Source organism: Bdellovibrio sp., assembly GCF_036384735.1.
In the GTDB taxonomy this organism is placed as follows: domain Bacteria; phylum Bdellovibrionota; class Bdellovibrionia; order Bdellovibrionales; family Bdellovibrionaceae; genus Bdellovibrio.
The window spans coordinates 52,602-75,573 of record NZ_DASVLT010000016.1 but is presented as its reverse complement, the minus strand read 5'-3'; the positions used below and the strand labels follow the sequence as shown (position 1 = coordinate 75,573).

Below are 22,972 nucleotides of genomic sequence, written 5' to 3'. Positions count from 1 at the left end.
TTTTTTCTTCGCAATGGTAACTCCGTGGTCATTTTGAAGGCTAAGATTACTCATTAAGCCCCCTACATGCCGCTTCTATCGCCAAAGCTCCTGCCTTCGCCTGAATTGCCGATGGAAAATCCTGGCAGGTTATTGTTTTCGACCACACCGCAAATAAATATCCCTTGAGCTTTCCATTCAACAAACGACCCGTCTCTCGGACTCCTTTTATCGTCTCCAAAATCCCGACATTTTGTCCCTCTCGAAAGCACGAACTGTTCTGAGGGTAAATAAGCTGCCACTTCTCATCCGGTCCGGTAGGCATTGAGTGCAACACTTCCGAGGAAAGACTTTTGATCCTCGATGCAATCATTAATGCGCCAGTTAGAGAAGCTGGACCAGCGTATGTTCCATATCTTGGATAGAAAGTGCCCCACCCATTGCAAGCCTCATGAGCACTAGGAGGAAAGGTTCCGATAGTTGGCAGTTCAAAACTGCAAGTCTCGCCGCCCCCTGAATATCCTCCATTTGCCCCCCCACTTGCCGACATAACGGCCCCCTTCAGTAAGCAGGCCTTTGGAGCCACACCCCATGCAAGAAAAAGAGGCTGAAGCAAATCACCTTTACCTGTTTTCCAGTGAACTCCGAAATGTTCGCTCATTCCATCAAAGCACATCTTATCGAATCTCGTTCCTCTAGCTGGCATGGTTGCAAACGCCATTGATGCAAATGGAATCACAATGCTTCTTGCTTGATAGCTTTGAGTGTCTTCTCCTTCCGAACCAAAAGGGACTTCCTTTATCTTAGATAACTGCGCCTTAGCCCCAGGAAGAGCAGAGAAATAGCTTTCTCCCTCATTCGGCCAAACTTCAATGTAGGTTTGCGGCACATAGTAAGAGATACTTGCACAAGGGTGCGGAGGAAAACCACAAGTACAAGCACCAACGTTTAACTCCAGACAGGAATTGAAGGAGCCAGCACCTACCACATTGCAAACATTTGGAATTGCCCCCAAGGATGTCATACAGAAAAAGATGGAAGCAAAACTCAAACGAGGTATCCATTTTCTCAAAAAACTGACGTTAGATTTCACCTTCGCTTTATCTAAAGATCTAATTACCTCTTCGTGAATAGTATTTATCTTTGGCAAGAAATCCGGCTTCAAATAAAGTTTTAAAAACTTCGTTTCAATTCCATCAAAAACCTGCGCGAAAGCTTCGAATGTTCTGAGCCTTGAAAAATCACCACTCATGACAAGATCTTCTTTTCTTTTTGAATGACTGATCGACTCGTTGAGATTTGAATTTTTAGAATCAAAATCTCCCGTCAATAAATTTAACTTTGCTGCCTGTGAAGTCTCTGATAATGAATGCGTTTCACTTTCATATTCATCCTTACCCGCAAGCTCACCAAATATCTTCGTCGTTTCAGTATCCAAAGAGTGACATGCAATTCGCGTCCTAAAATTCTGTAAAAGCTCCATCGCTGGACGAGGGCTTCCTACCGCATTTACAATCGAACTTACCGACTGAGTTGCTGCTAGAAAAAATGACTTTGATTCCCGGCTCTTCGCAACAAAACTCTCATCTCCCAGAGTACCACCACCGCCACAAGTCACTACATCCTGATACTCGTCAATTATAAGAGCATTTGTTACAGGCAAAGGACTGTTCTTAAGCTCAGCCATATTGTTTAGCACCGCTTGAGAATATAAAAGCTTAATAAAAGTTCCCATTGACCGAGATAGCCCAGGCTTTTGCACATCAAACAAAATAATCTTTCCATCTTTTACAAGTTCATCCATTGATTTAATGGTTAGATCCTCCAACTTTGGGCAAAAGACACGACTTGCTCCAAACTCTTGGAACTGATTTATAAAAGCTGTGCTTGTAGCTACAATGCCGGTTCTTACACGATCCTCAAGTTGGGAATATTCATTTTTAAAATATTCGATTGCTCTTCCGATATTGAATTGCTCCTCCTCGTCGAAAGAGCCTTCCTTGAGAGCTTCAGTCAATTCCTCTCCTAGATCATCTTTATTGGCCCTCACAATGGTTTGATACAAATCCAAAAGGGTGTAATAGCTCATCGTGGCCGCACAATAAACGATAGAATTCCGAATCAAATACGACGAAGAAACATCCCAAAAAGGAGAATCTGACGATTTTCCCATAAAGTTAATTGCCGCAGCCCTCACCATTTCTGCAATCTCACTAAATCTAGAATTTTTCAGAGGACGCTCACAGTAAATCGGGTTAATCGTGACTTTGCCGCCAAGGACGATTTTTACAATAAGGTGATCTAAGCCCAATGCCCGAATCATTGATTCCGCAACTTTAAGAAATGTTCCCTTCGGATCTATCGCTAGAATAGAAGGGACTCTTGCCTGGAATGTCAGTATTTGCTTCAAATATCTTAAAATCGTTCCTTGCGTCTTGCCGCTACCAATACTGCCAGTTACTAAAATTCCTGTATTGATTCCACGCCCAGGTATAGTCACCCATTCTTCCTTTGCATCTGATATATCATCTTCATGTGACAACTTACCGGGACTAGAACCTAAGATAAGCTCTCCTGTCTCAACACAGGGAACATCAAGTTTGTAGGTTCTATTTCTTGTCCATTTTAGGGACCTCAAAGAGCTCATCGATATCCATAAAATCAAACCCGATAACATTCCTAAATTTCCCGACAGGAAATGATTTAAAAGGTTCACATTATTCGGTAGCAAAAAAATCCATGCTTTTATCTTAGGTGGAACAACCCACATCAAAGATATTAAGTATGTAATAATGGAAACCGTGATTGCCCCCGCCTCGACGATCCCAAACTTAGAAGGTTTTCTTTTTCCTTGCAGAATTTCTAACTTACTTCCCTGGCGCTCAAGCCCAACGGATTGCTGAATATAAGAACCAAGAAATGCAAAGTTCGAAAGAATCGCAATCATTGAGACCGTCCAAAATCCACCGTTCAAAATAAAATCTTCTTGAAGACTGCCTAGTACGGTAGGATGAAACCTAAAGTAAGCAGCATAGGAGTATATGCCGACAACTATTAGCAAACATAACAATGCGACTGAGAGCGGAACGTCCTGCTTATAATCGCTCATAGCTACTTCACCTTAGTAGATACTGGCTCAAAACAACCTTGAAGATCTCTCAATGCCATCTGCACTCGAAGAGTTTGCCGTTTCAGCGCATAATTACGAGACTTCTCTGCCGTAGACACTTTTTGGAGAATCGAAGAAAATAAATTTGAAATTTCCTTAAACATATTTATCCCACTTCCTCAGTAACTTTTTTTGAAGAATTGAATCGACTAGGACTTTGATATCTCTTATTGCGCGGCCAATCTTCAACGCCTTGAAATCTTCCATCGTGAAAAATGAAGCGGAAACTTCCATAAAGAAGTGGACTACCATTTTCACAAACAAACTGTTTTTGAAGTCTCTTTGCCGCTTCTTCAATAATTTCCATGTCTGAAACTTTTTGAATATCTTGACTCATACGTTCCCCCTAAACTTATGTGCCCTGAAGCAAGGCTTTTTCCATAGCTTCAATTTCAGCGATCAATGCTTGGTTTTTCACTATTTCCTGGATCGACAGCATCGAGTACCAACGGCGAAATTCTTCCTTTAATTTTTTAAGAGCGATCTCCACGGCACTTTCTTGCGCTTTCTCTAGAATTTGGTTTGCCATTTCCCCTCCCGGCACTCTGGCTACATCATATTCATGTGTCGGCGCAGTCTCATCTCGGCAAGACGCCCGGCTTCCACTTGTTCTTGAATTGAGCACGGCTTCATGAACACATTGAATAGTGTGTTCCCGATATTTCTCAGCGTTAACCAAGACTTTTTTCCAAACCTCGCGGCTTTTTTAATCTTCTCTGAAAAATTAATTTGATTAGCCTCATTGTAATTCATTGTTACGATTCCTACTGGCAACATTACGCACCTCTCGATTCTTTTACGGTTTTAGTTTTTAATAACTTTGCGTCGGAGTTGACTTGGATAACTTGCTTCTGCCAGCCACCTTTTGATTCTGCCTTAGCTTGAATCACCTTCGCGTTTACGAAGCACTTTCCATAATTGCAGTTAGCGCAATACTCGTGACTTCGAAAAACTTCTAAGTGATGCTCTCCACATCTTGGGCATATCGTTAAGAAAGCCATACCCTCTCCATCGCTTCGTCGAGATCTTAAGAATCACCGTGATTCCGAAGCCGACATATTCCTACATATCAAAAATAGGTCCGCTGACCGTGCTTGTGCCACGACTTACTAACTACTTGCTTTCATTTGCTTTTGCAGAAGAGCGGTAAAAAACGACTGACCCGAAGGTGGCGAGAACTCGCCATAGAGAATTTACCAAATCAATAAAACCAATAACTTACATGTGGCGAGAAAAAACCACGCTGGTTCATTCTCGCCATAGTTTGGAAATACAAAGCGGCGGCTATTCTAAGTCGCGAATTTCTTGAATGAATATCGAATTGAAGAGTCTCAGCAAGATTGATTAAGGATCGCCAAATCGAAATTAAGATGGGTCCATCGTTGGCTAACCTCTTGCTCTATAGGCTTGCGAGAAACAGATACCATAAGGAGTTTCAAATGAACCAACAATTACTTTCTAAACTTTTAAATGAACTTAAGGGACTCGCCCTTTTCTGCCTCAAGCACGATCTTCAAGAACTATATCTTGAAGTAAAAATCCTAGAACGAGAATTCCAAGTTTATCAGATTTCAGATTTCAAAAAATAAATTCCAAATTGGAGGCACAAAGGAAATTAATATGAAAACAAACTTAGTATTGCCGATAGTTTTTAGCACAATTTTCTGTTCACACATTCCTGCCGCTTTCGCTCAAACCAAAACGGTGAAAGGTATAGCGATTGTCCATTTCTTACCATCGGCAAAGATTCCGTCTGTTCGCCCATTGAACAACGGGGAAATTGCCGTCTTCGAAAATGGAAATGCACTCTATAAAAATGTGTCTCTCCTTAATGACAACTATATCTCCTTAGAATGTGGCAAATGTGACGCCAAGAACGTCGCTAACAAACTTAAAAAAGGACAGCTCATGGGCGAAAAGATTGCCGTGGCTGAGAAACACCAGGGCACAATCGTCCACGCAAAAACTTGGGATAAGGGACATGGAGGATACACGATGATCTTTCCTGATAAATCAATCATCTATTTTCAAGGACCGGCTTTCAATAAAGCCTCACAGATAACAATTTAATAACACCAAAAAAATATCTATCTTTTAAGAAAAGGAAAAAAATGAAGACATCAACTAAGATTCTAAGCTCACTAATGTTTGCACTGACTTTAAACGCTTGTTCAAATGGAACCTCCAACTCCGCACAAGCAGTACCTTCAAAGCCAGATGTGAGAGTTAATGATAATTCAACCACAGTAGATTTCGACTATGGCCAACTAATGTATAAACATGATGGAACCTGCGCTCGGCAAGACATCAATGATCGTTTTGTAAGCGTACATGAGATCAAAATTGGAACTGCCACTGATGGCAAAGAAGTCTATGCCCAAGCTGATTTACTAATCTATCCAGATGGCACATACCGAGCCGAATATCAGGAGGAGGATTTGCTCTATCGTACTGAAACCAAATATGGGTATAAGCGATACCGAATTAGAAATTTAACGGGCTCTTGGTATGTAAAGGATGGAAAACTCGTTTTGGATAATCTGGGAATTCTTCAAGGGCGCATGGAAGACAATAAGATCGTGGCTGAATTCACTTACCAGCAGGACATCGTATCTTCAGGTCTGTCCGGAAAAATTGCGGAAGCATCACGGGTCTCATCAACTTCAGCAATCACTTACGGTAGAGAAATTTGTCCTGCGAGCGAAGATATTCCCGGAAAATTTGCTAGCGTCATGAATCAAAGTCATACAGTAAAAACTGAATTAAAATCATTGCAAGCACTAAACCCAACAGTATTATCAAGTGGATCTATCTTGGTGACACACATGGAGCTATTTCTAGAAACCGATGGCCGCTATTTTCTATTGATCAAACTGTTAGATCAGAATGTGCCACTAGGTCGCGAGAAGACCTACATCGTTGACGATATGGTATGGGAACGTACCTTTAACACGCTAGATTTATACTCTGGAAATTTATCTTTCGGAAACCCCGGCGAACTTGTATTGGATTTTGATAGAGATTTGCAGCTTGTTGAAAACGAGCAGATTGTAGGAACTTTACAGACAAACGGAAAATCTATCCGAATGAAGCTACAAAAAAGCGATTACACGATGGATGACCTCACGAGCGTCTATGCTGATGGAGGTACGCCAATCTATAGCCATTAGTTTTTAAGAATTTCATTTCTCCCTATATGCCAGAAGGCCCGACCTATTCGGGCCTTCTCTTTTACAGTTCACAATGCAGTAGTTTAACTACCTATGAACGGTTTTCCTAACAGTATATTTCTTCTCTCCATCCACAATTTTTGCACAATTGGAAATCTCTTCTTCCACATCGGTGATTCCTTCATCAGAGCAAAAGACTGCCTGGCGAGCAGTTCAGCAGCTTCATTGTCTGAGTGAAAATGAAGCCCACAGATTTCTCTGCGTAAGCTTATTTCACGTGCCGATTTAAAAAATTCTTCCTTTAAGCCTGGTTCAAATTCTGTCAGGAGGTAAGCAAATGTGTGCGCCTCGACACAACTTCCACATGGATAGGATGAATGGCCTGGAGTCTCGATAGTCGTTTCCCAACTAGGAATTACATCTATTGGACGCGCTCTGTTGAATTTTGGCTTAAGTGTGTAAAGTATAATATCGCTATCAGAGAAAACATCGTTGAAGAAATCCACCAGTTCATCCTTCTTTCCATGATAAAGGCGCAAATCCGCTATATGAACTGGCCCCAGAAAAAATGCCGTCGCAAACCTCTCGTTTCGTGTTTGTCGAAGAGTCTCTGGAGTGCGAAGCTTCACCAAATCCATGATTGTCTCAACATCCTTATAAAATTCCGGTGTTCCAAATGCAGGATAAGGAGGAAGGCTTATTTTCTTTTGCCAATCTTCTGGAATAAACATTCGCTGTTTATCTTTGCGATCTGTAAAGTAAGTATCTTCCTTCTCGAAGGCTTGACTAAATGTTACGTTTCGCAATTTCTTTTTGACCTCTTCCCTCAAAACGGCGTCGGCACCAAGGCAATTAAAAATAATAAACAGGGCGACAAGCCCGGCAACTTTGTTCAACATATTACTCTCCTATGTTTCCAATTCAAATATTTGAAAAAACACTTCGGAAATTGATAAATTCAATTTCCTCGTCGCTCTAAGTTCAGAGCGTCGTCACCAAAGTGTTGAATAGATTTTATTTTTACTTAAACGTCTTTTGACTCTCGAAGATCTGATTTGAGACCAGATACAGCCCTCTCAAAATTCTCACATACTCTATCGATATATTCCGCATTCCCCTCAGATAGCATTCCGTAATTTCTTAGATTTTTAGACCGCATATCATCAAATGCGATCTGAATAAAAGAAAGCGTCGCCATGATAGACTCAAATGTTTTTATCTTAGGAGTAAAGTTCTGAATATGAACTTGCTCTTGCAGCTCTCTTATCGCCGACCGAAGATTTTCAATCCCCGCTAGTGAGACGTTCTTTTGATCGACGGTCAGTGTTTGAACATACTCACCAGTCTCAGATCCCTCTGAAATAAGAGTCATCGCTTCACATTTATCAAGTAACTCACTAACGTGAAGAAGAGTGCTATTCACCGCATTCTTATGGTTGTGACTAAGTTCATCATTGTCATTTTCCTGGAATTCCACTGTCAGTCCTTTATACGCCGCTGATGTCGCTGTAGTCCTCGCCATGAGGTGTCTTTGGTACTTCGTGAGATTTAAAATAGTTATAAGTAAATACGAAGACCGGAGTCTCAGCCTGTCTCACAACTTTCCTAGTATTACTGCCGAGGATCGCTCCTCTGATAGGCCCTCGCTGCGCTTCCATCATTATTAAATCCGCACCAAATGCAATGGCCTTTTCGTGTATGAGAAGATCAACGGGATGACCGTCGGTTTCTATTACTACTGTTACAGTAATACCCTCTTTCTCAGCCGCTAAACGCCATTTCTCAGCACGCTTGACTTGCAAGTCCATATAAGATTGGAATGCCAACACTGCTTGCATGAGTTGAGGACTGGTTCGTGGAAGCCACGTTAAAGGATTAACTCGACCAGGCTTCGGTTCGCTAGGATCAGCAGCGACATGATAAAGTATGACTTCGGCGTGAGTAAGTTTGGCAAAAGAAATAACTCTTCTAAATACATCTCGTGAATGCTCGCCAAACTCCGTCGGAAAAAATATCTTTCTAATTGCGGTATGTTCTTTTCCTCGATATCCAGCAATTAAAACTGGAACCTTAGATCGCATCAAGAGAGTCTCTGCAAAACTCCCTAACATAAACCGATCAAGTCCCCGTTTTCCATGAGTGTTTGCAATTATGAAATCCGCATTTGAATTAAACGCGAAATCTGATACTGCATCAACAAGGTCTGAATCTGACGAACTAAATTCAGGATTGAGAATTGCTGGCTCTAAAATATTTTTAAGATTGAATTGCTTCATAATTCCAACGAAGCGTTCTTTTGCAAAATCAATATGCTTTTTTTCCCAAGTCTCTTCGACCTCTTGCCACCCCTGAATTTGCAGCCAATGATCTTCAAATTCGGCTGGCAAATCTCTGCTATAAGAAGTTAGAACATGAACAGGCTGGATCTCAATACTGCTTTCGCTATTGAAATACGCAACTAATTGGGCCGCTCTTTCAATAAGATCATCCTGCTCTTCAAAAACATCCACAGCCCAAACGGCACGCTTCATTGGTAAAATCGCTTTCATAAAACGATCCCTCCTCGATGAGAAAAATGAAAATCATCGAATTGACTTAAATTTGTTTCAAATGACTGGGGTTTTAGCAAAAAATCTGATTTCGAATATTTTACTGCTGATGTCTTCAAGGCACACTCCTACCACTGTTTTGGTAGGAGTCATCAGCGTATTCATCTTATTATGAATAGGCGGTTATGGCGGACTCCATCGCCTCTCTTTAAGTATAGATATCTTAGCCGAAAACTCAATAGCTCAATGACTAGATGCTAAGATGCACAATTATTTATACGATCTCATCGCAGGATGCACGGTTTCGAATACCAACTCTTCTCGATGACGAGTTTCTTTACTCTCTGGTCCGCGCCACTCCCACGCTGCCACATGAGTAAAGTTTGTGTCATCGCGCTTCGCTTCGTTGTCGGGAGTTTGAAACTCTTCTCTAAAATGCCCACCACAAGATTCGTTTCTTTCTAATGCGTCCCAACACATAAGCTCACTCAACTCAAGAAAGTCTGCAACTCTTCCTGCTTTCTCAAGCTCAGAATTTATATAGGTTGCCTCACCAGGAATTCTAAGGTCATGCCAGAATTCCTTACGCAACTGAGAAATGCTAGCCAGTGTTTCTTTAAGGCCAGAGGAGTTTCGGGACATCCCACAATATTCCCACATCAAATGCCCGAGCCTCTTGTGAAACGAATCTACCGTCTTACTTCCGCGGATCGACATCAGTGTATTTATCTGTCTTTGTACATTCTGCTCAGCATCCTTAAACTCGTCACGAGTTGTACTGATTGCTTCCGGCTTATTGGTAGCCAGATAATTTCCCAGTGTATAAGGGATAATAAAATAGCCGTCGGCAAGTCCTTGCATCATTGATGAAGCACCTAAACGATTCGCGCCGTGATCGGAGAAATTCGCCTCTCCCATAACGAACAATCCCGGTATTGTGCTTTGCAACTCATAGTCTACCCACAAGCCGCCCATTGTATAATGGGGCGCCGGGTAAATCTTCATAGGCCCTTTGAATGGATCTTCACCAGTGATCTTCTCGTACATCTCAAAAAGATTTCCATATCTTTCGACAATCTTGTTTTGTCCCAAGCTCTGAATTGCATCTCGTAAGTCAAGATAGACCGCCACTCCTGTTGAACCGACGCCTCGTCCTTCATCGACCCTAAACTTGGCCTGCCGTGAGGCCACATCCCTTGCAACGAGGTTGCCAAAGCTTGGATAAACTCTCTCCAAATAATAATCTCGATCCTGCTCTGGAATCTCTGCGGGAGGCCGCTTGTCTCCTTTTTCTTTCGGCACCCAGATTCGACCATCGTTCCGTAAGGACTCCGACATCAAGGTAAGCTTCGACTGATTTTCCCCATGAACTGGAATGCACGTTGGGTGAATCTGCGTAAAACAAGGATTTGCGAAATAAGCACCTCGCTTGTGTGCTTTCCAGGCCGCCGTCACCGCACAGGCCATTGCATTCGTTGATAGAAAATAGACATTCGAATATCCGCCTGTCGCCAAAAGAACTGCATCAGCGGAATGTGACTCTATTTCTCCGGTCAATAAATTACGAACGACAATGCCTTTTGCGTGACCATCAATCACCACCAAGTCCAGCATTTCCCGACGAGTATAGAGGTGTACCTGTTTTGAATCTACTTGTCTCATCAAACCCGAATAAGCTCCGAGAAGAAGCTGCTGACCAGTCTGTCCACTCGCATAGAAGGTCCTTGAAACTTGGGTTCCACCGAACGAACGATTCGCAAGAGTGCCCCCATACTCTCTCGCGAAAGGCACCCCTTGCGCCACACATTGATCTATGATTGCCGTTGAAATTTGTGCGAGACGATAGACATTGGCTTCACGTGATCTGAAGTCGCCGCCTTTGATCGTGTCATAGAAAAGTCTATAAATACTGTCACCATCGTTTTGATAATTTTTTGCGGCATTAATACCACCTTGAGCTGCGACAGAATGCGCACGTCGAGGACTTTCATGAACACAGAAGGCTTTTACATTATAGCCAAGCTCTCCAAGAGAAGAGGCAGCACTGGCACCCGCAAGTCCTGTTCCAACAATAATCACGGTATATTTCCGTTTATTAGCCGGGTTCACCAGCCGAGCGTGTGACTTATATAAATCCCATTTCTCTTCTAGGGGTCCCTCGGGAACTTTAGGATCTAATTTGTTTTCCATAATTAAAGACTCCTTCCTTCATCGCGCCGATGAGGAATGCGTTCCGTATTTTGAATTTGATTTTGTAGTGGTAATCGCAAGACAAACTCCTACCTTTGTTTTGGTAGGAGTCATTAGCTTATTCATTTCGAATGAATAAGCGGTTAATGGCGGAATCCATCGCCAACACTATTTCTATGAACTCAATCACTCAAAAGCTAAAGGTTTCTTCAGCAAATGCTAATCTACATCAAAACAGACTTTCTTAGTCTTTTGCAAACCATTCAATGATCTGTTCGCGGTCTCTCATAACATCGCCGTATCCGAGTTCTAACAATCTGTTAGTGTAGCTTTTCTCGAAAGCAAGGTAACTAATAAAATCAGAACCATGATGTTCTGAAGCCCCGAGACCTCTGAGGAAGTGCCTTAAGATCCAAGAGAAGTTTCTGAACTCTGTTCTCGCTAAATTTCCCAAATCTTCTGAGGGGCGAAGAGCCAACACCGGAATACTACGAAGTTTTTCGGGATGCTCTTTTCTCGCCTCTTCCGTCATAAGATCCAATGTTTGATTTATTCTCAGCATTCTCTCAACATCAGAATCGACAGCATCTAAAAACAACGAATTCAGCATCACACCAGAGATATCGGCAAGTCGGATCGTCTTCATGTGAAAGTGCTCATTTAATTTATAAGTCTCAGCGGGAGTTCGATGATAACGAACCCCTATGACGATCACCTTATCTGCCCCAAGGTGAATTGCAGGGCTTAAAGGAGAGGCCATTCTCATGCCACCGTCCCCATAAAACGCCCCACGAATTTTAGTAGGAGGAAACAGGACTGGAATCGCTGAGGATGCCAAGATATGCTTAAGACCAATTCTTGATCTTTTGCCTATTCGGTAGCTTCGCATCCAATGATTAATATGTTCAGCACTATCAAAAAATGTCACAGTACTGCCAGTACCATAATGTGTGGCAGTCACGCCGAAACCATTCAGAACATTATTGTCGATATGACGTGAGATTTTTCTAAAGTCGATTTTATTCTTTAAATACATTGCAAGAGGAGTTGTATCCAAGATTTGATTAGCAGAACTGCTTTGATACATTCCACCAGCACCGAGTTGTGCCACCATTCTTGCTGCAATAGCCAAAATGCGCGTTCCACTCGCATCAAATATGTCGCTCATGCGAATCGAGTTCCAACTCTCCCAGAGCTCTCGAATCCCAATCGGCAACTGATCGGCCCTAGATGCTAGATAGGCACTATTGATTGCACCGCCAGAAATGCCGCAAATAATCTGAAGCTGTAAAGGTCGGCCCAATGAAGTCACTAAAAGATCATTCAGGCCTAATAACACTCCCGCCTGATAAGAGGATCTAGCACCACCGCCAGGAAGAACGAGCGCTACTTTTTTCATGCTTGAGCCCAATCAAAATTCCGTTCATCTGGATTCTTGTACAAATCTCGCAACAAAAAACTTCTCTTTATAATTTGCTGAACTTCGCTCTCGCTCTCTTCGTGTGCATGGCAGTAATCTTGAGTTGTTGAAAACATCACGCTTTCAAGGGTGCTCTTGATTGCGAGAACTCGCGCATTAAGATCTGCAACGTTTGTGCGGAAATCTTTATCTAGTGTCTTAAAGAACTCCCAACGCAGCCCCTCATAGTTCATGTAAACGGCGTCTTCCATTACTCTCTTAAAATGTGATTTTAATAAAATACGACTTAGTTTCGATGGCAGCCAAGAAAGAGCAAACACATAGAAGCCCCCTAGCGTCGAAACACTTAAGGAGGGATTAAAAACCGCCTTGATCGCAGATAACCTAAAACGATTCTCTATATCGTGAGAGGGCAAAGACAAATCCAGAACTTTCGAAGCAGCACCATAGGCACTACTCAGTAACGAACTAATACGGTCATTATACCTATCAAGAAAGCCGCCATACTCCTTCTCTAAAAACTGTCGGAACAGCGGCTCAGATGTTTTAAGACCTTCAGATAAAGTGCCTTGAATAATGTCATAGCATTTCGCTAGATACTCTCGCGAAAAGATAGACCCTTGCGAAGAGAATTCATTCAAGCGTTTATCAATATTTCCTAAAGTTTCTTTCGCGAGCTTGTCCGTTAATTCGTTAAATCTCTTAACCAAATCCTGGTACTCTCCATTTATGGAATAAGATAGCGCCCTTTGGTTTTCCTGAGTTGCCTCGAAGATAAGATTTAACTCGCGATTTTTCTCGGACCGCCACTCTTCTTTTTCGCTAAGAAATTTCAACCGAGCACGAAGAAGGCTGCTTTCTGAATCAAGTAAATTCTCGAATTTTTTCTCACCGGCTACTAGCTCAATGCCTTTCTTCTCGTCACGAACTAGTTTTTCAAACCGCTCTCGCAGCTTTTCGATTCCAGATCGCTCATAAAATCCTTCATTTGCCCACTTTGAAGAAACGGGAAATATTTCAAACGAAGTATAGGGAAAGAATTTTACCAGTGACTCTCGGATATAGGTCACGACAGACGCTAAATCTTGCTCTGATAAGAGATCAATCTTATTGAGAGCAACAAGCATCAACGCTAAGTTTGGTTTTGCTTTTTGGAGAAACTGCATCTCTTGGACACTGAGCGGCTGATCCGCACTCAGTACCAGCACAGCCGCATCCGCCTGTGGCAAATACGACAATGTTGCCTCTGTGTTATGCTCATTCATCGAGTCCAGCCCTGGAGTATCAATAATCCTCATTCCAGATTCCAGTAGTTTGAAATCGGCCTGAACTTCTACGAGCTTCACAAGCTTTTCGTTCTCTGGATTCTTTTCTTCAGTAATGTACTCACTGAGCCTTCCCGAGTTCACCACTTCACTATGACCGTCCAAATAAAAAACTGTCGTATATCCCGGCCCATGACAGAGTATCGTTACTACTGAGGTAAGTGGAAGAGCACCAACTGGTAAAACTCCTTTTCCTATGAGCGCATTTATTAATGAGGATTTCCCACGCTTATATTGCCCGATAAAGACCAAGTTCAAGATGGATTCGCTTAGTTTTTTATCCAATGCACCGACCTCAACTCGGCAAATAGGACTTATCCACGAAAGCGCTTGGAAGGTCCGTAGACGGTCAAAAAGTTTCGATTGTTCATTTGCTGATTCTTGCTGCTTTAACTCATTCACTTCGTACAAATTCCTTTAACGTAACGATTGATAACCTGATTCAATGCCTGATTTTGAAAGCACCACCTGCCAAAGCTGATTCGTTCTCGCTCGAAACGATCCCGCGCAACTCAAAAGATAATATTTCCAACGGCGATAAAAGACCGGATCGAATTTTCTTTGAAGAATATCCCAATTTTTGTCGAAATTTTCAAACCAACAAAGAAGAGTCTTATCGTAGTCAGCACCAAAGTTGTGCCAATCTTCCATGACAAAAAGCCCCTCGATAGCTTTACCGATTTGTGAGACAGAAGGAATCATGCCATTGGGAAAAACGTATTTATCAATCCAAGGATCAGTAGTTTGCGTGGATTGATTTCCACCGATGGTATGAAGTAAAAAGAGGCCATCGTCATTTAAACAGCGAGCGACAGTTTCCATATAAGTACGATAATTCTTGTAACCAACGTGTTCAAACATTCCGAGCGAAATCACGCGATCAAAAGTGCTTTCAATTTTTCGATAATCACAAAGTAGAATATCGATTTTCTTTCCTTGGCATAATAAACGAGCAAGATCTGCTTGTTCTTTTGAAATAGTGAGCCCTATGCCAGTGATGCCGTAGTTTTCGGCGGCAAACCTTAAAAAACCGCCCCACCCGCATCCTATATCTAAAACCTTCATTCCGGGCTTCAATCCCATTTTCTTGCACACGAGATCAAGCTTTGCTTCTTGGGCTTCATCCAAGTTCTTTGCCTCTTTCCAGTAACCGCAGGTGTAAACCATGCGGCGATCTAGCATCGCTTGATAGAGATCATTACCTATATCGTAATGGGCTTCTCCCACTCGAAATGATCTAGACGAAGTTTGATGATTAAAAATTCGCGCTTTCAGTGCATGAAAAAGAAAACTTAGGGGCACAACTTTTTCGTCAAGCTTGGCCCTGCAAATGAGATAGAAGAAATGACTGAGGTCTTCACAATCCCACCAACCATCCATGTAACCTTCTCCAAGCCCGAGTGAGCCTTGGGCCAAAACACGGTCATATAGACGCTTATCATGTATTTGCAGATCGAATGGTCTTTCTCCATTAACTTCAATTCCAGAATTTCGAAGAAGATCTACGACTACAGACATAAATACTCCTACCAATGCAAAAATCGCTTTAGGTAGGAGTCATCAGCCGAGGAAAACGGCGGTTTTTGGCGAACTCCATCGCCAGTAATCAAGCAATCAGAACATCTTTATCAGAATCAATCAATACCCAAGCGATTGCCAATGCACACTTAGCGCATAGCATTTTCATTTATTTTAGTGCGTTCAATATTTTCTAATTCACGGTAGATTTTTGTTTGTATCTCGTGCATCTCCTCTGGAGATCGCCTTTTTGCTCTTTTATAGTCAATATCAGCCATTTGCCACGCCGGAATAAGGTGCAAGTGATAGTGAGGCACCTCAAATCCCATGACCATTTGGCCAACCCGAGTGGAACCTGTTGCCCTTTGAATAGCTCTGCCAATTTTTATTGAAACTCCATGAAGATATTCATAGAGGTCTAGCGGGACATCAAGCCAATGGTCGATTTCGTCCTTACAGATAAGAAGCGTATGTCCGAGACTAATTTGATCTAAAGCTAAGAATGCTATCACTTTTTCGTCTTCATAAATTTTATAACAAGGAAGCTTCCCTTGAATGATCTGAGTGAATACGGAACTCATGTTTTATTTTCCTCATTTGGATTCTGTATCTGCGGCACGTGATGAAGATGGGTATGATGGGGTCTACGTCTTCGTTTGCTCGGCGTATTTGCAAGCCCCTCCCCAATCCACGAAGCGATCATGACCGAGAACCAAGCAACTGGAAGAAGACCTGTTCCGCCCCACTCTGCCGCTAAAACAATCCCGGTCAGAGGCGCATTGTAATTCGCGGCTAAATAAGCGCAGACGCCAATGGCGGCCGCTGTTGCAGGATCAATAAACGGAACCAACGGCTGAACAGAAGCTCCGATAAGGCTTCCTACCGTGAGTGTGACAACCAGAAGACCCGCCACCCCTGTTGATCCAGCAGTTGCCCATACCGCACAAATTTTTAAAATTAACAGAACCAACGCTGCCACTCCAACAAACTGCCCGGCGAAAGCCAAATGTGAAAGCGGAAGGCCTGCTTGAAGTGTGTAAGTGTCCCCAAAATAGTGATATGCAATAAGACCAGTTGCAGAAGTTAAGACGCCTCCAACCAGGGATCTCACATACCAAGCTCGTCTTGCAGACATTGTTCGTATAAAGGTAAGGGCTCGCTGAAACCTTCTCGAAATAAACCCGGCAGCAAGTCCGATGAGCAAAGCAGCCAGAACCGAAGCAATACTGTGAGGAGCTGACTCAGGAAACGGTAGAAGTGGTTTATTATCCATCAAGAGACCATGAGTAAGAGAACCAACTACTGCGGCAATAGATGCCGGCAGAAGTGCAGGTCCCTCGATGTCTTTACTGAATGGTGTTTCTAGCGCGAGAAGAGTTCCAGCAAGTGGTGCTCTGAAAATCGCAGACACACCAGCGGCAGCACCAATCAACACGATTTGTGATTTTGAAAGACCACGCACAATATGATGCTTTGCTAGAAATCTTCTTACATAAAGTGCGATTCTGGTTCCAAGCCACTGACTCGGACCACCGAGCCCCAGCGAAGCACCAAAGCCCACAGTTCCAATGCACGCCAATGCTTTCATGGCATCTTCTTTTAAAGAAAGCTCATGAGGAGGCTCATGATAGTGAATCACGACTTCGTTGAGCATCCCGATCATGGCAACACCTAATCTGTGCAAAACCCAACCGGAAATCAAAAGCCCTAAAGGTGGAAATATTAGTCGCACTTCAATAGGTAACATCGTGATGTGGTTCCATAAAACGTTATTGCAAATATACTCTAAGAGTGAAACCCCAAGGCCAGCGATAATCCCAATAGGTACAGAAACCCAGAGCATCTGTCTAAGCTCTATAATTTTTCTGTACCAACTTCTTGGAATCATATTCGTCCTTTTAATATTTGCGTGATGTAGCAATAATCCCAGCTCCAACAAGAGAACTTACGATAACAAATCCCATTGCTAAAAGTGGAGTTACCGACCAAAGAATCCCCACTACTATGCTAGAAATCAAATCCCCAATACCGTTGATCGTCGCAAGCGCCCCAAAGCCAACTCCTCGAAGTTCTTGTGGCAACAGGGATGCCGCCGACGTGCTTTCCACTGTTTCCCAAATTCCCATGTAAAAACCAGAGAAAATAAACACGACGGCAAATTTTAAAATTGATCCACCGGGAATCATCAATGCAATAGCCGGAATCACCGCAATAACATATCCAAATGCCAAAACACGGTGTTTAGGATAGCGATCTGCAAAACTTCCACTCAGATAACAGGTCAGCGAATAGATAACATTGAATAGTACATAGAAACTCATCGCCATAGAAGTCGCTTTGACGGTTCCATAAATTGGCATCCACGACTGTGTTGCCCAAAGTATCAAAAGTGTATTCGAAAAGTCCCCAATCCCTGCGATCCCAACTCCGAATAAAAACTTTTTATACTGATGAGGAAGGGAGGAAAGACCCGACATGAGGCGCGTGTGAGGTTGCGACTTGTGTGGTTTTTCTTTTACTAAGAACCAAATACAAAGGGCCGCGAGAATTCCTGGAATCAACGTTAGAAAGAAAGTCTCTCGAAGACCTACTTGCGCCACAATTAGTGTCGCAAGTAATGGTCCAATGACCGCTCCAGCACTATCCATCGCACGCTCTAAACCAAATGCTTTTCCGTAAGTCTCTGGAGTAGTCGCCTCCGTTAGTAAAACATTTCTTACAGGTGTTCTTGCCCCACGGCCCACCCAACCAAAAGCTCTTCCTAAAAAGACATGCCAAAGCTTTGTTGCAACACCAAAGCTTGCCATCCCCGATGCCGTGACAAAATATCCGACAACAGCAAGCGGTTTTCGCTTTTCCAGACGATCACTGTAAAGACCAGAGAAGAGTTTTGCGAAGCTTGATAAGCCGTCAGCCAACCCTTCAATAATTCCTAATGTCGCAGAAGCTCCTCCAATAGTCGCAAGTAATGCCGGAAGTGCCGTCGTTGCCATCTCATGGCCCACGTCCGAGAAAAGACTTGCGATGCCAACACCAAGAATCGTTGAATTCAGCCAATGCCTTTTTGGAGCCTCGGCCCTGACCGGGAAGGAGTTCTCGTCATTCTTCATCAACCCCACCCTTTAAACGGAGCAACACCAGCATAGGTTGCCTTTTTTCCCATCTCGCGTTCGATCATCATAAGACGATTGTATTTAGCGACACGTTCACCACGACAAGGAGCACCTGTTTTAATTTGCTTTGCTCCTGTGGCGACAGCAAGATCGGCGATGAAATCATCCCATGTCTCACCGGATCTGTGACTGATGACTGTTCCATAACCCGCCTCTTGAGAGATTCGCATTGCTTCAAGAGTCTCGGACACAGTGCCGATTTGATTCAACTTAATAAGAGACGCATTCGCGACATTCTTGTCGATAGCCTTCTTGATGATCTTTGGATTGGTAACGAAAATATCGTCACCAACAAGTTGAAGATTCTTGCCCATTTTCTGGGTCATGAGTTCCCAGCCGCGCCAGTCATTTTCAGCAAGGCCATCTTCGATAGAAAGAATCGGATACTGTTGAACCCACTTTTCATAATACTCGATCATTTCTTCCGATGTTTTCTTTGAGCCATCCGATTTTTTAAAATTATACGCTCCATCCTCAAAAAACTCCGAAGATGCCGGATCTAAAGCGATCACAATATCCTTTCCAGCATTATACCCGGCCTTGCCGATAGCTTCTAAGATATACTCAACCGCTTCATTGTTGCCTTTGACTGAGGGAGCAAAGCCCCCTTCATCGCCAACGTTTGTGCCGAGGCCTCGAGATTTTAAAATTTGCTTCAGCGTATGATAAGTTTCGCTTGCCATTCGCACGGCTTCTTGCACATTAAGCGCACCAACAGGAGCAATCATAAATTCTTGAAAGTCGATAGTGTTGTCCGCGTGAACCCCGCCATTCATGACGTTGAACATCGGAACAGGCAGAATCATGTCGCGTTCACCATATAGGTACTTATTGATATATTGATAAAGAGGAATTCCATGACTCAAGGCTGCCGCTCTTGTTGCGGCCTGAGAAACACCTAATATCGCGTTAGCACCCAAGCGTGACTTGTTTTCAGTGCCATCAAGAGCAATCAGTTTCTTGTCCAGCTCTTTAATGAGTCCCACTTCAAAGCCTTTTATTTCTTTCGCGATCTCGGTATTTACATTGCTAATGGCTTTTAATACGCCTTTTCCTTGGTACCTTCTGGGGTCTTTATCACGAAGCTCAACGGCTTCCAGGGCGCCGGTTGAAGCCCCGGAAGGAACGGCGGACTTTGCACTCATCGAGTTATCTAGGATAACTTCAACTTCAAGTGTTGGATTTCCTCTGGAATCTAAAATCTCTTGAGCGTGAACGTGTTGAATTTTTGGCATGGTGCTGATCCTTTCTTCTATTGACGAAGAGTCGCTTTGATTCGTTTTGTATTTTTTAAAAGTTGCAGAGCGTGAATGACATTTGAAACTATCATTGTAGAATTCTCTAAGAGTTTCGAGAAAGTCCCATCGGGGCTAATCACCGCGATTGAGAAATCTGCTTCCTTGAACATCTCTACATCATTTTGTCCGTTTCCCATGACAAGCACGACGCGTTTTTGATCCTTGAGCGATTTCACAAACTGTCTTTTATCTTTGCCAGTCTCTACAACTTTCACCTTAAGATCGAGTCCTTCAAGACTTGCCGCCGCCGTTCCAAAGGTGTCAGCCGTTAACACTGTAAGCTGATAGCGATCTGAAATTTCATTTATCAATTCTCTCACACCGGGCAATATTTCTCCTCCCGAAGCAAGAGTTCCGTTATAATCCATCACAACATCGTCTATTTCTTCGATGATTTCATATAGTGACACTTCATAACTCCTTGATCGTTTGAATCAGACTTAAAGGATGCCCTTTTAATATCTTGGCGAGTGAGACCAATTGTTCCTTTTCTTTTCCAAGCACCAATCTCTCGTTTAAAGTTTCTAAAAATTCATAGGTGTCATTCTTAGATAAATACGAAAGTGGAAGCTGGATATGCGGAACACTTGAGTATCTTAATCTCTCGTGCTCTTTGACTGGAATACCGTTCTCCTCAATTGCGATAAATACATATCCTCGGTCGGCAAGAAAACGTAAAAACTCTGACTTCTGATGGCTCATTCTAACGATGTCATCAAGGATTACAAATCTTCTAACATCTCTCGTAGGATACAACCGTTCATGACGAAATAGCTTTCTCTTAAGAGTGGCCGGAGGATCGTTCAACGAAAGCCTTTGAACGACGGGAGAGAAATCACGTACACTTTCAAGTGCAAGTCGCGTTTTTCCCATGCCGTAAGAGCCCGAGATAAGAACATGATTCCCTTTTTTTAGGCTTTCCCTAATTTCATTGAGTTCTTTTTTTCGACCACAAAATGAATAAATATGCTTCATTGTCGATTTCCAAACTATGCCCTAAAAGATCCGCTTCAGATCTACTCAGGTTGTAAAACTTTGTTAGATCCATCGGGAAAAATAATCTTAATCTGCGGATAGGCGGCCTGAAGTAATTGCGACGGATTAGTAAAAACTAGCAATGAACCCGGATGTGCCCCGGCTTCAGGAGCCATTCCATTATCTATCTTAATTAAACGTCCACCCATCTTTGCGGCTGATCTGCCTTTGATGCCAAAAGCTGACGGCTGATGTCCAAAAACAATTCCATAAAGACCATTGCCGTTCATTCGGTAAAGAATGGGATTTAAAGTAACCTCGCTCTTTTCCCAATCTTTTGCCTCTAGAATCGAAGTATCACCAATCAAAAAACCATCTGCATAGTTTTGCAATGTAGTTACCCGCTGAGCCTGTGTAACAAAGTCACTCCAATTCATGTTAGGATAAAACCCTGAATGACAGAATAGCCATTTCCCCATCTTTAGTGCGACGGGCTCGCTATGTAAAAAAACTCCTCTTGGCGTCTGAGTCGAAGTCAAATCCGTGACAGGAACATTCTGCACCTGCAATTCGCTGATCAACTCACTTGCCTTTTTATCGGCTTCAGGATTTGCCAAAAATTCTGCTTCGTGATTTCCAAGAGTATGAATGAGTAGGCCGCCAGCTTCCGAGGCTTGCGATTGAAGTTTGATCCATAAGTCCATGACTTCAAGACTTTTAGGACCTTTATCAATCGAATCACCAGTCACAACAAAAAGTGTATTTCCAGCTATCCAGTTATTTTGACGATCAATCACCTGACCTGCTCTCAACAGCCCAACAAGCCGGTCATACATCCCATGCACATCGCTTATGACAATAACCTGCGAATACTTTGTGGACTCGCCAAGTTCAACAACACCAGGATTTGCTATAACACTTTGTGGGTCTCGATTAGCAAATCTTCCCTGCAAAGCCAAACTCGCACAATCTGCCGCGAAGACAAGATTCACAATTATAGTACATGCAATTACGTACTTTTTCACAACCCACCACTAGTCCTTTTTATTGCACGTCGAACGATGCTCCACGAAATTCGGATATTGACAAGGTTCATAAGCTAACGAAGCCCACTCTCTGCCCTGATACACTCGAATGAACTCATCCATAGCTGGATGAAACGATTCGAAGTGCAAATACTTAGGCGACAACTGCTCTAGAGCCTTTGTCTTAGGCAATTTCATTTCTTCTATTTGATACAGAGCCGAAACCATGCCCGTGCGATCCGCGCCACTTCGACAATGAATTAAAATCGGCTTCGGAGCGCTATGGAGAAGATCTAAAAGTTCGTTAAGATCTTCCTTGCTAGGAAAATAGTCCATCTCTAAAGCGAAAGAATGCAGTGGCACCTTTAGCCTTTTAAGAGTGGTCTCTTCCGGCTCTTCATCAAAGATTGCGGGTGGATTGCCACGCAAACTAATGACAGTCTTGATTCCATATTCTCTGACGACATCCTCTAATTCAAATTTGCTAAGTTGAGCAGACCGATAGAAACTACCTTTATCTACCTCATAGAAATTCTTCGTAAATCGGAAAATCGACGTATAATAAAAAACACCACCTAATAAACCCGCAACTAACGGCCAAATAATTCTAGCGATTTTCATTGGGCCTTCGCTTTCACTTCGATTGGCTTTTGCTTTAAAACTCGATACTGCAAATAACCAATGTAGATCGCAATTCCGATTAGGATTCCTAAGATAACACCGCCAATAACATCGAGCGGATAATGATCAATAAGATATATTCTAGAAATCGCAACTAAGATGACAGACGGAATTGTCCAAATAGCATTTCGTTTATTATAAAGACAAAGCACCACAGCCACCGCCGCAACATTCGTGCAGTGGGAGCTTACAAAGCCCCAACATTTACTCATAGTGCAAGTAGCATCATGGACGAAGTTTGGCCGTGGCCTTTCAACGAAGAACTTTACAACACGACGACTAAAAAGATCTCCGCAGATCACAGCAAGAATACTCAGAACTGTCGGCGTTAAAAGCTTTCTCCAGCCAAACTCAATGCCCAGAGTAAGAGCAAACAAAAACAAAAGTGGGAAGGATTCTTTTTGATCAGACCAGAACTTAAAAAATTCATATAACATTCCGGTGTGGGGCAAACTTCTCGCCCATGTCATGATCGCTTCTTCCCAAGCATAAACTTCCAT

The 22,972-nt window shown here is 42.8% G+C and carries 22 protein-coding genes and 3 riboswitches; of the genes, 3 read left to right on the top strand and 19 right to left on the bottom strand.

Translation table 11 applies throughout. From position 1 onward, the window contains the following. Positions 1-46 precede the first annotated feature (46 nt). The 3 genes from VF412_RS05400 to VF412_RS05390 all read right to left on the bottom strand — a co-directional run bounded on the left by VF412_RS05400 (position 47) and on the right by VF412_RS05390 (position 3,677). On the bottom strand, positions 47-3,088 hold the full coding sequence (locus VF412_RS05400) for a type IV secretory system conjugative DNA transfer family protein (protein WP_331338192.1): 3,042 nt from the start codon (positions 3,086-3,088) through the stop codon (positions 47-49). Between the two features lie 166 nt (positions 3,089-3,254). Further along, the gene (locus tag VF412_RS05395; RefSeq protein WP_331338191.1) at positions 3,255-3,485 is read right to left on the bottom strand and encodes a hypothetical protein; all 231 of its coding nucleotides are present in this window, start codon (positions 3,483-3,485) and stop codon (positions 3,255-3,257) included. Between the two features lie 15 nt (positions 3,486-3,500). Continuing rightward, entirely contained in the window at positions 3,501-3,677 is a 177-nt protein-coding gene (locus VF412_RS05390) for a hypothetical protein (RefSeq protein WP_331338190.1), read from the bottom strand. Positions 3,678-4,587: 910 nt separating this feature from the next. Between VF412_RS05390 and VF412_RS05385 the strand changes: the two genes are divergently transcribed. Genes VF412_RS05385 through VF412_RS05375 form a run of 3 tightly spaced genes read left to right on the top strand, consistent with a single transcriptional unit; the run spans position 4,588 to position 6,318 of the window. After that, on the top strand, positions 4,588-4,737 hold the full coding sequence (locus VF412_RS05385; RefSeq protein WP_331338189.1) for a hypothetical protein: 150 nt from the start codon (positions 4,588-4,590) through the stop codon (positions 4,735-4,737). A gap of 31 nt (positions 4,738-4,768) precedes the next feature. Next, positions 4,769-5,218, top strand: coding sequence for a hypothetical protein (locus tag VF412_RS05380; RefSeq protein ID WP_331338188.1), 450 nt, complete (start codon positions 4,769-4,771; stop codon positions 5,216-5,218). 41 nt (positions 5,219-5,259) lie between these two features. Beyond that, positions 5,260-6,318, top strand: coding sequence for a hypothetical protein (locus VF412_RS05375; protein WP_331338187.1), 1,059 nt, complete (start codon positions 5,260-5,262; stop codon positions 6,316-6,318). A gap of 83 nt (positions 6,319-6,401) precedes the next feature. On the opposite strand, the gene VF412_RS05370 is transcribed toward VF412_RS05375, so the two are convergent. From VF412_RS05370 to VF412_RS05295, 16 genes are all read right to left on the bottom strand, one after another. Further along, positions 6,402-7,217: a hypothetical protein gene (locus tag VF412_RS05370; protein WP_331338186.1), complete on the bottom strand. Its 816-nt coding sequence runs from the start codon at positions 7,215-7,217 to the stop codon at positions 6,402-6,404. A 125-nt stretch (positions 7,218-7,342) separates the two neighbouring features. Next, entirely contained in the window at positions 7,343-7,840 is a 498-nt protein-coding gene (locus VF412_RS05365; protein ID WP_331338185.1) for a hypothetical protein, read from the bottom strand. Continuing rightward, positions 7,806-8,867, bottom strand: a complete 1,062-nt coding sequence (locus VF412_RS05360) for a universal stress protein (RefSeq protein ID WP_331338184.1) — start codon at positions 8,865-8,867, stop codon at positions 7,806-7,808. Before VF412_RS05360 ends, VF412_RS05365 begins: the two co-directional genes overlap by 35 nt. A 136-nt stretch (positions 8,868-9,003) precedes the next feature. Continuing rightward, a riboswitch (Fluoride riboswitch) is annotated at positions 9,004-9,079 on the bottom strand. 58 nt (positions 9,080-9,137) lie between these two features. Next, positions 9,138-11,057, bottom strand: a complete 1,920-nt coding sequence (locus tag VF412_RS05355; RefSeq protein WP_331338183.1) for a fumarate reductase/succinate dehydrogenase flavoprotein subunit — start codon at positions 11,055-11,057, stop codon at positions 9,138-9,140. Positions 11,058-11,154: 97 nt separating this feature from the next. Continuing rightward, positions 11,155-11,230, bottom strand: a riboswitch (Fluoride riboswitch). Positions 11,231-11,301: 71 nt separating this feature from the next. Further along, entirely contained in the window at positions 11,302-12,456 is a 1,155-nt protein-coding gene (locus tag VF412_RS05350; RefSeq protein WP_331338182.1) for a patatin-like phospholipase family protein, read from the bottom strand. Continuing rightward, complete coding sequence (locus tag VF412_RS05345; RefSeq protein WP_331338181.1) at positions 12,453-14,204, bottom strand: dynamin family protein; 1,752 nt, start codon at positions 14,202-14,204, stop codon at positions 12,453-12,455. Before VF412_RS05345 ends, VF412_RS05350 begins: the two co-directional genes overlap by 4 nt. Before the next feature lie 15 nt (positions 14,205-14,219). Next, positions 14,220-15,320, bottom strand: a complete 1,101-nt coding sequence (gene cfa / locus VF412_RS05340; RefSeq protein WP_331338180.1) for a cyclopropane fatty acyl phospholipid synthase — start codon at positions 15,318-15,320, stop codon at positions 14,220-14,222. Between the two features lie 26 nt (positions 15,321-15,346). Further along, positions 15,347-15,412, bottom strand: a riboswitch (Fluoride riboswitch). Positions 15,413-15,469: 57 nt separating this feature from the next. Beyond that, positions 15,470-15,901: an HIT family protein gene (locus VF412_RS05335; protein WP_331338179.1), complete on the bottom strand. Its 432-nt coding sequence runs from the start codon at positions 15,899-15,901 to the stop codon at positions 15,470-15,472. After that, positions 15,898-17,208 carry a chloride channel protein gene (locus tag VF412_RS05330; RefSeq protein WP_331338178.1) on the bottom strand — a complete coding sequence of 437 codons (1,311 nt, stop codon included), beginning with the start codon at positions 17,206-17,208 and terminating at the stop codon, positions 15,898-15,900. Before VF412_RS05330 ends, VF412_RS05335 begins: the two co-directional genes overlap by 4 nt. A 10-nt stretch (positions 17,209-17,218) precedes the next feature. Continuing rightward, positions 17,219-18,430 carry an MFS transporter gene (locus tag VF412_RS05325; RefSeq protein WP_331338177.1) on the bottom strand — a complete coding sequence of 404 codons (1,212 nt, stop codon included), beginning with the start codon at positions 18,428-18,430 and terminating at the stop codon, positions 17,219-17,221. Continuing rightward, entirely contained in the window at positions 18,430-19,737 is a 1,308-nt protein-coding gene (gene eno / locus VF412_RS05320) for a phosphopyruvate hydratase (protein WP_414640831.1), read from the bottom strand. Before eno ends, VF412_RS05325 begins: the two co-directional genes overlap by 1 nt. Positions 19,738-19,745: 8 nt before the next feature. Continuing rightward, positions 19,746-20,201 (bottom strand): HAD family hydrolase, encoded by a 456-nt coding sequence (locus VF412_RS05315; RefSeq protein WP_331338175.1) that lies wholly within the window; start codon positions 20,199-20,201, stop codon positions 19,746-19,748. A gap of 1 nt (position 20,202) precedes the next feature. Further along, complete coding sequence (locus VF412_RS05310) at positions 20,203-20,766, bottom strand: hypothetical protein (RefSeq protein WP_331338174.1); 564 nt, start codon at positions 20,764-20,766, stop codon at positions 20,203-20,205. Positions 20,767-20,807: 41 nt separating this feature from the next. Further along, positions 20,808-21,725 (bottom strand): metallophosphoesterase, encoded by a 918-nt coding sequence (locus VF412_RS05305; protein ID WP_331338173.1) that lies wholly within the window; start codon positions 21,723-21,725, stop codon positions 20,808-20,810. 75 nt (positions 21,726-21,800) lie between these two features. Continuing rightward, positions 21,801-22,412, bottom strand: coding sequence for a fused DSP-PTPase phosphatase/NAD kinase-like protein (locus tag VF412_RS05300; RefSeq protein ID WP_331338172.1), 612 nt, complete (start codon positions 22,410-22,412; stop codon positions 21,801-21,803). Continuing rightward, positions 22,409-22,972 (bottom strand): phosphatase PAP2 family protein, encoded by a 564-nt coding sequence (locus tag VF412_RS05295; protein WP_331338171.1) that lies wholly within the window; start codon positions 22,970-22,972, stop codon positions 22,409-22,411. The genes VF412_RS05300 and VF412_RS05295 overlap by 4 nt, the downstream gene beginning before the upstream one ends.

Bases quoted from the DNA above. Each gene is read 5' to 3' on its own strand.
- VF412_RS05400 (WP_331338192.1), bottom strand. From the start codon at position 3,088: ATGAGCGATTATAAGCAGGACGTTCCGCTCTCAGTCGCATTGTTATGT.
- VF412_RS05395 (WP_331338191.1), bottom strand. From the start codon at position 3,485: ATGAGTCAAGATATTCAAAAAGTTTCAGACATGGAAATTATTGAAGAA.
- VF412_RS05390 (WP_331338190.1), bottom strand. From the start codon at position 3,677: ATGGCAAACCAAATTCTAGAGAAAGCGCAAGAAAGTGCCGTGGAGATC.
- VF412_RS05385 (WP_331338189.1), top strand. From the start codon at position 4,588: ATGAACCAACAATTACTTTCTAAACTTTTAAATGAACTTAAGGGACTC.
- VF412_RS05380 (WP_331338188.1), top strand. From the start codon at position 4,769: ATGAAAACAAACTTAGTATTGCCGATAGTTTTTAGCACAATTTTCTGT.
- VF412_RS05375 (WP_331338187.1), top strand. From the start codon at position 5,260: ATGAAGACATCAACTAAGATTCTAAGCTCACTAATGTTTGCACTGACT.
- VF412_RS05370 (WP_331338186.1), bottom strand. From the start codon at position 7,217: ATGTTGAACAAAGTTGCCGGGCTTGTCGCCCTGTTTATTATTTTTAAT.
- VF412_RS05365 (WP_331338185.1), bottom strand. From the start codon at position 7,840: ATGGCGAGGACTACAGCGACATCAGCGGCGTATAAAGGACTGACAGTG.
- VF412_RS05360 (WP_331338184.1), bottom strand. From the start codon at position 8,867: ATGAAAGCGATTTTACCAATGAAGCGTGCCGTTTGGGCTGTGGATGTT.
- VF412_RS05355 (WP_331338183.1), bottom strand. From the start codon at position 11,057: ATGGAAAACAAATTAGATCCTAAAGTTCCCGAGGGACCCCTAGAAGAG.
- VF412_RS05350 (WP_331338182.1), bottom strand. From the start codon at position 12,456: ATGAAAAAAGTAGCGCTCGTTCTTCCTGGCGGTGGTGCTAGATCCTCT.
- cfa (WP_331338180.1), bottom strand. From the start codon at position 15,320: ATGTCTGTAGTCGTAGATCTTCTTCGAAATTCTGGAATTGAAGTTAAT.
- VF412_RS05335 (WP_331338179.1), bottom strand. From the start codon at position 15,901: ATGAGTTCCGTATTCACTCAGATCATTCAAGGGAAGCTTCCTTGTTAT.
- VF412_RS05330 (WP_331338178.1), bottom strand. From the start codon at position 17,208: ATGATTCCAAGAAGTTGGTACAGAAAAATTATAGAGCTTAGACAGATG.
- VF412_RS05325 (WP_331338177.1), bottom strand. From the start codon at position 18,430: ATGAAGAATGACGAGAACTCCTTCCCGGTCAGGGCCGAGGCTCCAAAA.
- VF412_RS05310 (WP_331338174.1), bottom strand. From the start codon at position 20,766: ATGAAGCATATTTATTCATTTTGTGGTCGAAAAAAAGAACTCAATGAA.
- VF412_RS05300 (WP_331338172.1), bottom strand. From the start codon at position 22,412: ATGAAAATCGCTAGAATTATTTGGCCGTTAGTTGCGGGTTTATTAGGT.
- VF412_RS05295 (WP_331338171.1), bottom strand. From the start codon at position 22,972: ATGGAAGTTTATGCTTGGGAAGAAGCGATCATGACATGGGCGAGAAGT.